The following is a 13529-nucleotide window of genomic DNA, read 5'->3' as shown; positions in this document are numbered from 1 at the left end:
TTATCACTGCGCATAACGTGTATAATGCGTCCTATTAATTCATCATCTGTCATAGGGGAATGTGTATGGGTGGTATCAGTATTTGGCAGTTACTCATTGTTGTCGTCATTGTGGTTCTGCTTTTTGGGACAAAAAAGCTGAGCTCGCTCGGTTCCGATTTGGGGGCGTCGATCAAAGGTTTTAAAAAGGCCATGAGCGACGACGATAAACCGGAAAAATCCGCGCCGGATGCAGATTTCGCGGCAAAAACCCTTGCTGATAAGCCGGATGACGCAAAAAAAGACGAGACTAAACGCCACGACAAAGAGCAGGTGTAATTCGTGTTCGATATCGGTTTTAGTGAACTTCTGCTGGTATTCGTGATTGGCCTCATCGTTTTGGGGCCACAACGACTACCGGTAGCGGTAAAAACGGTAGTCAGCTGGATCCGTACGCTGCGGTCGCTGGCGGCTACCGTACAAAATGAAATAACCCAGGAATTAAAACTGCAGGAGTTTCAGGAAAGCCTTAAGAAGGTGGAAAAGGCCAGTCTGGATAACCTGACGCCTGAGCTAAAAGCATCTATGGATGAGCTGCGAGAAGCGGCTGAATCTATGAAGCGATCCTATTCCGCCCACGATCCTGAAAAAGCCAGCGACGAAGCCAACACGATTCATAACCCGGTCGTAAAAGGGAGTGAAGAGCAGCGCAAGGACGTGACGCCAGCAACGGCTGAACATCAGGCCAGCGCGCCTGAGCACGTACCTGAACCCGTGTCTGAAGAGCTCCCCGTTTCGCAGAGTGAAATCCCGGCAGAGAAAGTAAAAGTTGCCGTGGCGGCTTCCGATTCCTCCTCCCCCGTATCGAGTGATAAACAGTAAAAATGGGCGTAGACGATACTCAACCGCTAATTACGCATCTGATTGAGCTGCGCAAGCGCTTAATCAACAGCATTCTTGCGATTCTGGTCATTTTCCTGGCGTTGGTTTATTTCGCCAATGATATCTATCAGCTGGTTTCTGCGCCGCTTATTCGGCAGATGCCGGTTGGCGCGACCATGATCGCAACGGATGTGGCCTCGCCTTTCTTCACGCCGATCAAGCTGACCTTCATGGTATCGATAATTTTGTCGGTGCCGGTAATTTTGTATCAGGTTTGGGCCTTTGTGGCGCCAGCGCTGTATAAGCACGAACGTCGATTGGTTATGCCGCTGCTGGTCTCCAGTACGTTGCTGTTCTATATCGGCATGGCTTTTGCCTACTTTGTTGTTTTCCCGCTGGCGTTTGGTTTTCTGACCCATGCGGCGCCGGAAGGCGTACAGGTCTCGACCGATATTCGCAGCTACCTCGACTTTGTGATGGCGTTGTTTATCGCCTTTGGCGTCTCATTTGAGGTTCCCGTGGCCATCGTCCTGCTGTGCTGGATGGGCGTCACCACGCCGGAAGACCTGCGTAAGAAACGCCCCTATGTTCTGGTTGGCGCATTTGTCGTTGGGATGCTGCTGACGCCGCCGGATGTGTTCTCGCAAACGCTGCTGGCGATTCCTATGTACTGCCTGTTTGAAGTCGGGGTCTTCTTCGCGCGGTTCTATACCGGTAAGCGCCTGACGCGTGACGAGGATGCCGCAGCCGAAGAGGCGCAGGGCAAAGAAGAATAAAGCGCAACCGCCCGTCAGGGCGGTTGCCGTATGGGAGTGATGATGTTTGATATCGGCGTGAATCTGACCAGCTCGCAGTTTTCCCGCGATCGGGACGAGGTTATTGCCCGAGCCCGGGCGGCGGGAGTCACAGGAATGCTGTTGACGGGGACCAACCTTCATGAAAGCGCGCAGGCGCAGCAGCTGGCGCATGGTTATTCCGGATGCTGGTCAACGGCCGGTGTTCATCCCCACGACAGCCGCAGCTGGACGGAATCGGCCGCGGCAGCGGTCTACGAGCTGGCCCGCGAGCCAGAGGTCGTTGCGATTGGCGAATGCGGGCTGGATTTCAACCGCAACTTTTCAACGCCTCAGGAGCAAGAGGCGGCGTTTAGCGCCCAGCTGGCGCTCGCTGCGGAACTGTCGATGCCGGTATTTTTGCACTGCCGCGATGCGCACGACCGTTTCCTGGCCCTGCTAACCCCGTGGCTTGATAAGCTTCCGGGGGCCGTGGTGCATTGCTTTACCGGTAGCCGCGAAGAGATGCGCGAATGCGTGGAGCTGGGATTATTTATTGGCATTACCGGCTGGGTATGCGATGAGCGTCGGGGGCTGGAGCTGCGGGCTCTCCTGGCCGATATCCCGGCCGATCGCCTGCTGATTGAGACCGATGCGCCGTATCTGCTGCCGCGGGATATGCAGCCAAAACCCGCTTCCCGCCGCAATGAGCCTGCATATCTGCCGCATATTCTGTCTCGTATCGCGGAGTGGCGCGGAGAAGAAGCGCCGTGGCTGGAAGAGATTACCGATGCTAACGTCAGAAGGCTCTTTGGCGTGCGTTTTTAGACGCCGTCAGATTTTATAAAAGTCAGTATTTTTGACGCTTTGTAATACCTGCTTGTTAAGCAGATTCAGCAGCAGCATAGAGCGGGCTTCGCCATCCGGTTCGGTAAAGATAGCCTGGAGACCCTCAAAGGCGCCATCGGTGATCAGCACGCTGTCGCCTTCATGCGGCGTTTCCGGGTCGGTAATACCTTCCGGTTTGTAGATGGAGAGCTGATGAATAACCGCAGACGGCACGATCGCGGGCAGCGCGCCGAAACGCACAAAGCTGTTCACGCCGCGCGTTGCGCTGATGGTGGTGGTATGAATCACTTCCGGGTCAAACTCGATAAACAGATAGTTTGGGAACAGGGGTTCGCTGACCGTCGTGCGTTTACCGCGGACGATTTTTTCCAGTTCGATCGTTGGCATCAGGCAATTGACGGCCTGCCGCTCGAGATGTTCCTGGGCGCGCTCAAGCTGCCCACGTTTGCAATAAAGTAAATACCAGGCTTGCATAATAACTCTTTCCACTCTACTAGCAGCAAGCATAACAAAAGGCCGGGGCGATCGCGAAATCATTGCAGTTGAAAGCTAAATTTCAGCGTTCTTTCACGCTAATTTAACAAAAATACAGCATAGCTCCGGCGAACGCCGTATAATCAGCCGCCTGTATAGAGGTCAATAACAACTCCATGAAATACCACGATCTACGCGAATTTCTGACATTACTGGAGCAGCAGGGGGAATTGAAACGGATTTCCCTGCCGGTCGATCCTCATCTGGAAATTACCGAAATTGCCGATCGCACCTTGCGTGCTGGCGGTCCGGCCCTGCTATTTGAAAATCCTAAAGGCTACGCGATGCCGGTGTTGTGTAATCTTTTCGGCACGCCGCGGCGAGTTGCGCTGGGGATGGGGCAGGAGGATGTCAGTTCTCTGCGCGAAGTGGGTAAGCTCCTGGCATTCCTGAAAGAGCCGGAACCACCAAAAGGTTTCCGCGATCTGTTTGATAAGCTGCCGCAGTTCAAGCAGGTGCTGAATATGCCGACTAAGCGTCTGCGCGGGGCGCCATGCCAGCAAAAAATTATTCAGGGCGATGATGTCGATCTGGGCCGCATCCCGATCATGACCTGCTGGCCGGAAGATGCCGCACCGCTGATCACCTGGGGCCTGACGGTGACGCGCGGCCCGCATAAAGAGCGGCAAAATCTGGGCATTTATCGCCAGCAGCTGATTGGCAAGAACAAGCTGATTATGCGCTGGCTATCGCATCGCGGCGGCGCGCTGGATTTCCAGGAGTGGTGCGCAGCGCGCCCTGGCGAGCGTTTCCCGGTCTCCGTTGCGCTGGGTGCCGATCCGGCAACCATTCTCGGGGCGGTGACTCCGGTTCCCGACACCCTCTCCGAGTATGCATTTGCCGGGCTGCTGCGCGGTACGAAAACCGAAGTCGTGAAGTGCATCTCTAACGATCTGGAGGTGCCCGCCAGCGCAGAGATTGTGCTGGAAGGGTATATTGAAGTCGGTGAAATGGCGCCGGAAGGGCCGTATGGCGATCATACGGGCTACTACAATGAAGTGGATAATTTCCCGGTCTTTACCGTTACCCATATTACTCAGCGTGAAGACGCTATCTACCATTCGACCTACACCGGACGTCCGCCGGACGAACCCGCGGTACTGGGCGTTGCGCTGAACGAAGTCTTCGTCCCTATTCTGCAAAAGCAGTTTCCTGAGATTGTGGATTTCTATTTACCACCTGAAGGCTGCTCCTATCGCCTGGCGGTGGTCACGATGAAGAAGCAGTACGCCGGTCACGCGAAACGCGTCATGATGGGAGTCTGGTCCTTCCTCCGTCAGTTCATGTATACCAAGTTTGTTATCGTCTGCGATGATGATGTCAACGCGCGTGACTGGAATGATGTGATTTGGGCGATTACTACCCGTATGGACCCGGCGCGTGATACGGTAATGGTAGAAAATACGCCAATTGATTATCTGGATTTTGCCTCACCGGTTTCCGGTTTGGGTTCAAAAATGGGGCTGGATGCCACAAATAAATGGCCCGGTGAGACCCAGCGCGAGTGGGGTCGTCCGATTAAGAAAGATCCTGAGGTGACGGCGCGCGTTGACGCCATCTGGGATGAACTGGCCATCTTCAAATAACAGTAAGCGGGGCTACGCCGCTGTTTTGCACAATAGACCCGACAGAGGGGACGCATGACAACCTTAAGCTGTAAAGTGACCTCGGTGGAGGCGATTACCGATACTGTGTATCGCGTTCGATTAGTGCCGGAAGCGGCGTTTTCTTTCCGGGCTGGTCAGTATCTGATGGTCGTGATGGACGAACGCGATAAGCGCCCATTCTCCATGGCTTCTACGCCGTCGGAACAGGAGTTTATCGAACTGCATATCGGTGCATCTGAACTTAATCTGTATGCGATGGCAGTGATGGATCGGATCCTGAAAGAGCGTGAAATCGAGGTCGATCTGCCGCATGGCGAAGCCTGGCTGCGCGATGATGAAGAACGCCCGCTGATTTTAATCGCTGGGGGAACGGGCTTCTCTTACGTGCGTTCGATTTTGCTTACCGCGCTGGCGCGCAATCCAAACCGCGATATCGCTATCTATTGGGGCGGACGCGAAGCGAAGCATCTCTATGATCTGGCGGAACTGGAAGCATTAAGCGTGCAGCATCCGGGCTTACGCATCGAGCCCGTGGTTGAGCAGCCTGACGCTGAGTGGCGTGGCCGTACCGGAACCGTACTCACCGCGGTCCTGCAGGATTACGGTACGCTGGGCGATCATGATATCTATATTGCAGGTCGCTTCGAGATGGCTAAAATTGCCCGCGATCTGTTCTGCAACGAGCGCGGCGCCCGCGAAGAGCGTCTGTTTGGCGACGCGTTTGCCTTTATCTGATTGCCGCTGTGAAGGCATCCGGGCGTTGGTCCGGATGCTGTTCTAGCGCGCATCGCTAAAGTAAACGTACAGCGGTCGATCGTTTTCCAGCAAACAGAGCATTTTCCCTACGGGGTTCCCTTCTTTTTCCAGCGTGGCGGCTAACTGCGTCGCGATATGCTGGCTGCCTATCTTCTCATCATAGCGTTCGGTATTAATATTGGTGATGGTCAGGTCCTTGAGCCGCTCGCTTTCCGGATTCTGCGCCATTTTATTGATTCCCCATGAGAGGCATGCCTGAGCGTTATCCTGTTCGCTGGCAAGAGCAGCGCCAGAGAATGCGGTGAGCAGAAGTATGAAAGGGAGTGTTTTCATAAGTCGTTATTATCCTTAGTCAACGTGACGTATCCGGTGATAATAGCTGAATAGCGGAAATAAAAAACCCGCCCCTGACAGGCGGGAAGAACGGCAACTAAACCTTCTCCCCGTTATCATTCACGCTGCCTTTTTGTTGGCTGCGCTCGCTCACCCCGGTCACAGAGTTATCTATGCTCCCGGGGATTTGCTCGGTTGCCGCCGCGATGCCGCGCGAATGATTCAGGGAATTAACTCTTTGCTTAAACCCGCTCGAATACCGTCGCGATCCCCTGACCTAAACCAATACACATCGTCGCCAGGCCGAACTGCGCATCTTTGCGCTCCATCTGGTTGATGAGCGTGGTGCTGATGCGCGCGCCTGAACAGCCGAGCGGATGGCCCAGGGCGATCGCGCCGCCGTTGAGATTGATCTTCTCGTCGATCTGTTCCATCAGTCCCAGATCTTTAATGCACGGCAGGATCTGCGCGGCAAAAGCTTCGTTCATCTCGAACACATCGATATCGCTGGTGGTGAGCCCGGCTTTTTTCAGCGCCAGCTTTGACGCGGGAACCGGGCCGAAGCCCATTATTGACGGGTCGCAGCCGACGACGGCCATCGAACGCACGCGAGCGCGAGGCTTCAGGCCCAGCTCGCGGGCGCGACTTTCGCTCATTAACAGCATGGCTGCGGCGCCATCGGAGAGGGCAGAAGAGGTACCCGCCGTTACGGTACCGGTGACGGGATCGAACGCGGGCCTCAGCGCAGCCAGCGCTTCTACCGTCGTCTCCGGGCGAATCACTTCATCATAGCTGTATGACTTCAGTACGCCGTCGGCGTCGTGACCGCCGGTCGGAACAATCTCCGTTTTGAATGCGCCAGATTGCGTCGCGGCCCAGGCGCGGGCGTGGGAGCGGGCTGCAAACTGATCCTGCATTTCCCGGCTGATGCCGTGCAGGCGCGCCAGCATTTCTGCGGTCAGCCCCATCATCCCGGCGGCTTTAGCGACGTTCCGGCTCAGGCCCGGGTGAAAATCCACACCGTGGCTCATCGGGACGTGGCCCATATGTTCTACGCCGCCAATCAGGCATACGCTGGCATCGCCGGTCATGATCATGCGGGCCGCGTCGTGAAGCGCCTGCATGGAAGAACCGCACAGTCGATTGACCGTGTTGGCGGGCACGGAATGCGGGATTTCCGCCAGCAGCGCCGCGTTGCGGGCAATATTGAAACCCTGTTCAAGGGTCTGCTGAACGCATCCCCAGTAAATATCATCAATGGCGCTTGCTTCAAGGGATGGATTACGTGAAAGCAGGCTACGCATCAGGTGCGCGGAGAGATCTTCCGCGCGCACATGGCGAAAGGCGCCGCCCTTCGAACGGCCCATCGGGGTACGAACTGCATCGACAATGACAACCTGTTCCATTGTGACTCCTTAAGCCGTTTTCAGCTCGCCTGGCGCACGGGCAGGCTCAACCGGGGGATAGTACGGTTCGTTATGACGCGCTTTGCTGCGCAATCCTTCCGGCACGTCATACAGCGGACCGAGATGCTGATACTGCTGCGCCATATCGAGATATTTTGCGCTACCGAGGGTATCCAGCCAGCGGAACGCGCCGCCGTGGAACGGAGGGAAGCCGAGACCATAGACCAGCGCCATATCGGCTTCCGCCGGGCTGGCGATAATGCCCTCTTCAAGACAACGCACCACTTCGTTGACCATCGGGATCATCATGCGGGCGATAATCTCTTCATCGCTGAAATCACGCTTCGGCTGGCTGACTTCCGCCAGCAGGCTATCGACTGCGGCATCCTCTTCCTTCTTCGGCTTACCTTTGCTGTCTTCTTTGTAGCGCCAGAAGCCGAGGCCATTTTTCTGGCCGAAACGGTTAGCGTCGAACAGCGCATCGATCGCATCGCGATAATCTTTTTGCATCCGCTGCGGGAAGCCCGCCGCCATGACTGCCTGCGCGTGATGCGCGGTATCAATGCCAACGACGTCCAGCAGATAGGCCGGGCCCATCGGCCAGCCAAACTGCTTTTCCATCACTTTGTCGACTTTGCGGAAGTCTGCGCCGTCGCGCAGCAGCTGGCTGAAACCGGCGAAGTAGGGGAACAGCACGCGGTTAACAAAGAAACCGGGGCAGTCGTTGACCACAATTGGCGTTTTACCCATTTTGCTGGCCCAGGCGACCACTTTCGCAATGGTTTCGTCCGAGCTTTTTTCACCGCGAATGATCTCGACCAGCGGCATCCGGTGCACCGGATTAAAGAAGTGCATTCCGCAGAAGTTTTCCGGGCGCTTCAGTACGCTGGCCAACTCGCTGATGGGAATGGTGGAGGTATTCGATGCCAGCACGGTATCCGGACGGACTTTGTCTTCCGTTTCCGCCAGCACCGCTTTTTTCACTTTCGGATTCTCAACAACGGCTTCGACCACGACGTCCACGCGCTCAAAGCCGGCGTAATCCAGGGTTGGCTGAATAGTGGAAATAACGCCAGCCATTTTGAGACCATCGATTTTGCCGCGCTCAAGCTGTTTATTCAGCAATTTGGCCGCTTCGGTCATGCCGAGCGTCAGCGATTTGTCGTTGATATCTTTCATGACTACCGGCACGCCTTTCCATGCCGATTGGTATGCAATGCCGCCGCCCATAATCCCCGCGCCCAGTACGGCCGCGTGTTTTGGCGTGTCGGTATCTTTAGTCAGCTTCTTCGCTTTCGCTTTAACATACTGATCGTTAAGGAAGATACCTACCAGCGCCCGCGCCTCGTGGGTATGCGCCAGCGGGACAAAACTTTTGTTTTCCAGATTCAAGGCTTCTTCGCGGCCAAAGCGGGCGGCGGCTTCAATGGTTTTAACGGCAGTAATGGGCGCAGGGTAGTGTTTCCCGGCGGTTTGCGCCACCATGCCTTTGGCGATGGTAAAACTCATCGCGGCTTCAATTTTACTCAGGTGAAGAGGCTCCAGCTTCGGCTGGCGCTTCGCCTTCCAGTCCAGGTCACCTTTAATGGCCTGACGCAGAATTGCTATCGCGCCATCGAGCAGTTTTTCATGTTTAACCACGCCATCGACGAGGCCGATTTTTAAGGCCTGTTCGGCGCCAACGTCTTTACCTGCGGCAATGATTTCCAGCGCGCTGTCCGCGCCAAGCATCCGCGGCATCCGCACCGAGCCGCCAAAGCCCGGCATGATACCCAGCTTCGTTTCCGGCAGGCCAATGCGCAAATCCGGCGTCGCCAGGCGATAATCGGTCGCCAGCACGCATTCGCAGCCGCCGCCCAGCGCATAGCCGTTGACGGCGGAAATAGTGGGAACCGGTAAATCTTCCAGGCGATTAAATACGCTATTGGCGAAATGCAGCCACTGGCTTAACTGTTCTTGCGGAACCAGGAACAGGGAAAGAAATTCAGTGATATCCGCACCGACGATAAAGGCTGCTTTCTCAGAGCGCAGCAGTAGCCCTTGCAGATCTTTTTGTTTTTCGAGCACGTCCAGCGCTTCACCGAGGCTGGCTACGGTTGCGGTATCAAGCTTATTGACCGAGCCGGGGGCATCGAATACCAGTTCGGCAATGCCGTCTTCCCGCCAGTCGAGGTACAGGGTGTCGCCTTTGTAGAGCATGTCAGTCTCCTGAATCCAGCAATATGATCTGGTCGTACCAGATGCAACGGAGTGTGGAATTTATGTTAAGAAAATGCAAATAAGTCTTTAAATAAATGCTGGTCGGATCACACCCGCTAGAGATCACCCCGTCTGGAGCCAATGTGCTAAGATGCGAAGATTCACGATCCAATAAAATCAAAGGATAAAAGATGGAATCCCTGGCCGGTCTCTATAAAAATCATATCGTTACCTTACAAGAACGCACCCGCGATGTTCTGGCCCGCTTTAAGCTGGATGCTCTGTTGATTCACTCAGGTGAACTGGTCAACGTCTTTCTTGACGATCATCCGTATCCATTTAAGGTCAACCCACAGTTCAAAGCCTGGGTACCGGTTACGCAGGTTCCGAACTGCTGGCTGCTGGTGGACGGCGTCAACAAACCAAAGCTGTGGTTCTATCTGCCGGTTGATTACTGGCATAACGTAGAACCGTTGCCGACGTCATTCTGGACCGAAGAGGTGGAGGTGATCGCCCTGCCGAAAGCGGATGGTATCGGCAGCCAGCTGCCTGCCGCGCGTGGCAATATCGCTTATATCGGACCGGTACCGGAACGTGCGCTGGGGCTGGATATTGCGGCGGATAAAATCAACCCGAAAGGGGCGATCGATTATCTGCACTACTATCGCTCTTATAAAACTGACTATGAGCTGGCCTGTATGCGTGAAGCGCAGAAGTCGGCGGTTAACGGTCATCAGGCTGCTCATGAAGCTTTCCTCTCCGGGATGAGCGAGTTTGATATCAACCAGGCCTATCTGACCGCGACCGGCCATCGCGACACTGATGTGCCGTACAGCAATATTGTGGCGCTGAACGAGCATGCCTCCGTACTGCATTACACAAAGCTTGATCATCGTGCGCCTGCAGAGATGCGTAGCTTCCTGCTGGATGCGGGCGCGGAATACAACGGCTATGCAGCCGACCTGACCCGTACCTGGGCGGCGCATGGCGATAATGACTATGCTCAGTTGATTAAAGACGTTAATGATGAACAGCTGGCGCTGATTAGCACCATGAAGGCGGGCGTGAGCTACGTGGATTATCATGTCCAGTTTCATCAGCGCATCGCCAAACTGCTGCGTAAACATCAGATAGTCAAAGACATGAGCGAAGAAGCGATGGTGGAAAATGACCTGACCGGACCATTTATGCCGCACGGTATTGGCCACCCCTTAGGTCTGCAGGTTCATGACGTTGCTGGTTTTATGCAGGATGATACCGGTACCCACCAGGCCGCGCCGGCAAAATATCCTTACCTGCGCTGCACGCGCGTTCTGCAGCCGCGCATGGTGTTGACGATCGAGCCGGGTATCTACTTTATCGAATCGCTGCTGGCGCCGTGGCGCGAAGGACAGTTCAGCAAACACTTTAACTGGCAGAAAATTGAAGCGCTGAAACCCTTTGGCGGTATCCGTATCGAAGACAACGTCGTGATCCACGAAAACAGCATCGAAAATATGACGCGCGATCTGAAACTGGCGTAATGGAAAGCTGGTTGATACCGGCCGAGCCGGTCACCGTCGTTGAAGAGATCAAAAAGAGCCGCTTTATTACGCTGTTGGCCCATACCGATGGCGTAGCGGCGGCAAAGGCGTTTGTCGAGTCAGTCAGGGCGGATCACCCGGATGCGCGTCATCACTGCGTAGCGTGGGTTGCAGGGCCGCCAAATGATTCTCAGCAGCTGGGTTTTTCCGACGATGGCGAACCGGCGGGAACGGCGGGGAAACCAATGCTGGCGCAGCTGATGGGCAGCGGCGTCGGCGAGATAACCGCTGTCGTCGTGCGCTACTACGGTGGTATTCTGCTGGGCACCGGCGGCCTGGTGAAAGCGTATGGCGGCGGTGTACATCAGGCGCTAGCGCAGCTCACAACACAGCGCAAGACGCCGCTCACCGCATATACTTTGCAGTGTGAATACGGGCAGTTGGCCGGGATTGAAACGCTGTTGGCTCAGTTCTCAGGAAAAATTGTCGAAAGCGAATATCAGGCGTCTGTTCAGCTGCGCGTGGCGCTTCCCCAGGCTGAAGTGGCGCTATTTTCAGCAAAGCTGGCTGATTTTAGTCGCGGTTCGTTGCAATTACTGAAGATTGACGAATAATCCCCACCTGATTTTTTTGCATATCAAAGGAAGCGCCAGAGATGCATTTTCGCGCGATAACCCGAATCGTTGGACTGTTGGTCATTTTGTTTTCGGGGACGATGATCCTTCCGGGATTAATAGCTCTGATATATCGCGATGGTGCGGGGCGAGCGTTTACCCAGACCTTTTTCGTTGCCCTGGCCATCGGTTCGCTGCTGTGGTGGCCTAATCGTCGTGAGAAGGGAGAACTGAAATCCCGGGAAGGATTTCTGATTGTGGTTCTCTTCTGGACCGTGCTGGGTAGCGTGGGGGCATTGCCGTTTATCTTTGCGGAGCAGCCGAACCTGACGGTGACGGATGCATTCTTTGAATCTTTCTCCGGTCTGACAACGACGGGGGCAACCACGCTGGTGGGGCTCGATTCGTTACCCCATGCTATTCTTTTCTACCGGCAGATGCTGCAGTGGTTTGGCGGGATGGGGATCATCGTTCTGGCGGTAGCGATACTGCCGATACTGGGCGTCGGGGGGATGCAGCTGTATCGGGCCGAAATGCCCGGACCGCTGAAAGATAACAAAATGCGGCCGCGGATTGCAGAGACGGCAAAAACGCTGTGGCTTATTTATGTCCTGCTGACGGTGGCCTGCGCGCTGGCGCTGTGGTTTGCCGGGATGCCGGCATTTGACGCCATCGGCCATAGCTTCTCTACTATCGCGATTGGCGGGTTCTCCACCCATGATGCCAGCGTGGGTTACTTTAATAGCCCAACAATTAACTCCATTATTGCGGTTTTCCTGCTGATTTCTGGCTGTAACTACGGCCTGCACTTTTCATTACTGAGCGGGCGCAGCCTGAAAGTGTACTGGCGAGACCCTGAATTCCGTATGTTTATCGGCGTGCAGTTTACGCTGGTGGTGGTATGCACCCTTGTACTGTGGCTGCATGACGTCTATAGCTCGGCGTTAATGACGGTCAACCAGGCGTTTTTCCAGGTGGTGTCGATGGCGACAACGGCGGGCTTCACGACCGACAGTATTGCGCGCTGGCCGCTATTTTTGCCGGTGCTCCTCCTCTGTTCGGCTTTCATCGGCGGCTGCGCCGGGTCCACCGGCGGTGGACTAAAGGTTATTCGTATCCTGCTGCTTTTTAAGCAAGGCAACCGCGAGCTTAAACGTCTGGTACACCCTAATGCGGTCTACAGTATTAAACTGGGAAACCGTGCACTGCCGGAGCGTATCCTCGAAGCCGTCTGGGGATTCTTCTCCGCGTATGCGCTGGTGTTTATCATCAGTATGCTGGCGATAATTGCTACCGGCGTGGATGATTTCTCGGCCTTTGCTTCAGTCGTCGCCACGCTGAACAACCTTGGACCGGGACTGGGCGTAGTGGCGGATAACTTCGCCACGATGAACCCTGTCGCGAAATGGATCTTGATTGCTAATATGCTGTTTGGTCGTCTGGAAGTGTTCACCTTACTGGTGCTATTTACTCCGACTTTCTGGCGCGAATAACAGGAGTGCCTGTGAAAACTTTGATTCTCTTTTCCACCCGCGACGGACAGACGCGCGAGATCGCCTCGTTTTTGGCCTCTGAATTAAAAGAGCAGGGGATCGATTCGGACACGGTTGATCTCAACCGCACTAACGAGGTGGAGTGGCCTTTATACGATCGCGTTGTGATAGGCGCATCAATCCGCTACGGTCATTTTCATCCAGCGCTGGAACGGTTTGTAAAAACGCATCTTCAATCGCTACAGGCGCTGCCGGGGGCTTTTTTCTCGGTCAACCTCGTGGCGCGTAAGCCAGAAAAACGAACGCCGCAAACTAATAGCTACACGCGCAAGTTTCTGCTCAACTCGCCCTGGCAGCCCCAGCATTGCGCGGTGTTTGCCGGTGCGCTCCGCTATCCACGCTATCGCTGGTACGATCGCTTTATGATTCGTCTTATTATGAAGATGACCGGCGGCGAGACCGATGTCAGTAAAGAAGTGGTCTATACCGACTGGCAGCAGGTAGGCAGATTTGCACGGGAAATTGCGCAAATGACCAGCAAATAGCGCGTTAAATCACCCCGGTGATGGAAAGTTGAGCGAA

General features: G+C 55.1%; 14 protein-coding genes. 10 read left to right on the top strand and 4 right to left on the bottom strand.

Features of this window, described 5'->3' with window-relative positions:
* Positions 1–65 precede the first annotated feature (65 nt).
* Genes tatA through tatD form a run of 4 tightly spaced genes read left to right on the top strand, consistent with a single transcriptional unit; the run spans position 66 to position 2461 of the window.
* The gene (tatA, locus tag KO1_RS24030) at positions 66–317 is read left to right on the top strand and encodes a Sec-independent protein translocase subunit TatA (protein ID WP_004107782.1); all 252 of its coding nucleotides are present in this window, start codon (positions 66–68) and stop codon (positions 315–317) included.
* Positions 318–320: 3 nt separating this feature from the next.
* The gene (tatB, locus tag KO1_RS24025; RefSeq protein ID WP_004107785.1) at positions 321–860 is read left to right on the top strand and encodes a Sec-independent protein translocase protein TatB; all 540 of its coding nucleotides are present in this window, start codon (positions 321–323) and stop codon (positions 858–860) included.
* Positions 861–862: 2 nt separating this feature from the next.
* Positions 863–1636, top strand: a complete 774-nt coding sequence (tatC, locus tag KO1_RS24020; RefSeq protein ID WP_004107787.1) for a Sec-independent protein translocase subunit TatC — start codon at positions 863–865, stop codon at positions 1634–1636.
* Between the two features lie 30 nt (positions 1637–1666).
* Positions 1667–2461, top strand: a complete 795-nt coding sequence (gene tatD, locus KO1_RS24015) for a 3'-5' ssDNA/RNA exonuclease TatD (RefSeq protein ID WP_160887395.1) — start codon at positions 1667–1669, stop codon at positions 2459–2461.
* A gap of 6 nt (positions 2462–2467) precedes the next feature.
* Here tatD and rfaH read toward each other — a convergent pair whose 3' ends face one another.
* Complete coding sequence (rfaH, locus tag KO1_RS24010; RefSeq protein WP_004097595.1) at positions 2468–2956, bottom strand: transcription/translation regulatory transformer protein RfaH; 489 nt, start codon at positions 2954–2956, stop codon at positions 2468–2470.
* A gap of 176 nt (positions 2957–3132) precedes the next feature.
* Here rfaH and ubiD point away from each other — a divergent pair, with 176 nt between their 5' ends.
* Positions 3133–4602: a 4-hydroxy-3-polyprenylbenzoate decarboxylase gene (gene ubiD / locus KO1_RS24005; protein WP_004107790.1), complete on the top strand. Its 1470-nt coding sequence runs from the start codon at positions 3133–3135 to the stop codon at positions 4600–4602.
* A gap of 54 nt (positions 4603–4656) precedes the next feature.
* The gene (fre, locus tag KO1_RS24000; protein ID WP_004107791.1) at positions 4657–5358 is read left to right on the top strand and encodes an NAD(P)H-flavin reductase; all 702 of its coding nucleotides are present in this window, start codon (positions 4657–4659) and stop codon (positions 5356–5358) included.
* Between the two features lie 42 nt (positions 5359–5400).
* Here fre and KO1_RS23995 read toward each other — a convergent pair whose 3' ends face one another.
* The 3 genes from KO1_RS23995 to fadB form a co-directional block, all read right to left on the bottom strand.
* Positions 5401–5712, bottom strand: coding sequence for a hypothetical protein (locus KO1_RS23995; protein WP_004107793.1), 312 nt, complete (start codon positions 5710–5712; stop codon positions 5401–5403).
* 242 nt (positions 5713–5954) lie between these two features.
* The gene (fadA, locus tag KO1_RS23990) at positions 5955–7118 is read right to left on the bottom strand and encodes an acetyl-CoA C-acyltransferase FadA (protein WP_004107794.1); all 1164 of its coding nucleotides are present in this window, start codon (positions 7116–7118) and stop codon (positions 5955–5957) included.
* A 9-nt stretch (positions 7119–7127) separates the two neighbouring features.
* The gene (gene fadB / locus KO1_RS23985) at positions 7128–9317 is read right to left on the bottom strand and encodes a fatty acid oxidation complex subunit alpha FadB (RefSeq protein WP_049593752.1); all 2190 of its coding nucleotides are present in this window, start codon (positions 9315–9317) and stop codon (positions 7128–7130) included.
* A 191-nt stretch (positions 9318–9508) separates the two neighbouring features.
* On the opposite strand from fadB, the gene pepQ reads away from it, so the two are divergent.
* Genes pepQ through hemG form a run of 4 tightly spaced genes read left to right on the top strand, consistent with a single transcriptional unit; the run spans position 9509 to position 13492 of the window.
* Complete coding sequence (gene pepQ / locus KO1_RS23980) at positions 9509–10840, top strand: Xaa-Pro dipeptidase (RefSeq protein ID WP_004107798.1); 1332 nt, start codon at positions 9509–9511, stop codon at positions 10838–10840.
* The gene (locus tag KO1_RS23975; protein ID WP_004107800.1) at positions 10840–11454 is read left to right on the top strand and encodes an IMPACT family protein; all 615 of its coding nucleotides are present in this window, start codon (positions 10840–10842) and stop codon (positions 11452–11454) included. Before pepQ ends, KO1_RS23975 begins: the two co-directional genes overlap by 1 nt.
* A 41-nt stretch (positions 11455–11495) precedes the next feature.
* A complete protein-coding gene (gene trkH / locus KO1_RS23970) occupies positions 11496–12947 on the top strand; it encodes a Trk system potassium transporter TrkH (RefSeq protein WP_004107802.1) in 1452 nt (483 codons plus the stop codon).
* 11 nt (positions 12948–12958) lie between these two features.
* A complete protein-coding gene (gene hemG / locus KO1_RS23965) occupies positions 12959–13492 on the top strand; it encodes a menaquinone-dependent protoporphyrinogen IX dehydrogenase (protein WP_023329109.1) in 534 nt (177 codons plus the stop codon).
* Positions 13493–13529 lie beyond the last annotated feature (37 nt).

The sequence above is a fragment of the Klebsiella oxytoca NBRC 105695 genome (genome assembly GCF_001598695.1).
Taxonomy (GTDB): Bacteria; Pseudomonadota; Gammaproteobacteria; order Enterobacterales; family Enterobacteriaceae; genus Klebsiella; species Klebsiella oxytoca.
The sequence above is the reverse complement of the archived record's forward strand: the minus strand, read 5'-3'. Positions and strand labels throughout refer to the sequence as shown.

Coding starts and splice junctions, on each gene's coding strand:
- tatA (WP_004107782.1), top strand. CDS start 66: ATGGGTGGTATCAGTATTTGGCAGTTACTCATTGTTGTCGTCATTGTG.
- tatC (WP_004107787.1), top strand. CDS start 863: ATGGGCGTAGACGATACTCAACCGCTAATTACGCATCTGATTGAGCTG.
- tatD (WP_160887395.1), top strand. CDS start 1,667: ATGGGAGTGATGATGTTTGATATCGGCGTGAATCTGACCAGCTCGCAG.
- rfaH (WP_004097595.1), bottom strand. CDS start 2,956: ATGCAAGCCTGGTATTTACTTTATTGCAAACGTGGGCAGCTTGAGCGC.
- ubiD (WP_004107790.1), top strand. CDS start 3,133: ATGAAATACCACGATCTACGCGAATTTCTGACATTACTGGAGCAGCAG.
- fre (WP_004107791.1), top strand. CDS start 4,657: ATGACAACCTTAAGCTGTAAAGTGACCTCGGTGGAGGCGATTACCGAT.
- KO1_RS23995 (WP_004107793.1), bottom strand. CDS start 5,712: ATGAAAACACTCCCTTTCATACTTCTGCTCACCGCATTCTCTGGCGCT.
- fadA (WP_004107794.1), bottom strand. CDS start 7,118: ATGGAACAGGTTGTCATTGTCGATGCAGTTCGTACCCCGATGGGCCGT.
- fadB (WP_049593752.1), bottom strand. CDS start 9,317: ATGCTCTACAAAGGCGACACCCTGTACCTCGACTGGCGGGAAGACGGC.
- pepQ (WP_004107798.1), top strand. CDS start 9,509: ATGGAATCCCTGGCCGGTCTCTATAAAAATCATATCGTTACCTTACAA.
- KO1_RS23975 (WP_004107800.1), top strand. CDS start 10,840: ATGGAAAGCTGGTTGATACCGGCCGAGCCGGTCACCGTCGTTGAAGAG.
- trkH (WP_004107802.1), top strand. CDS start 11,496: ATGCATTTTCGCGCGATAACCCGAATCGTTGGACTGTTGGTCATTTTG.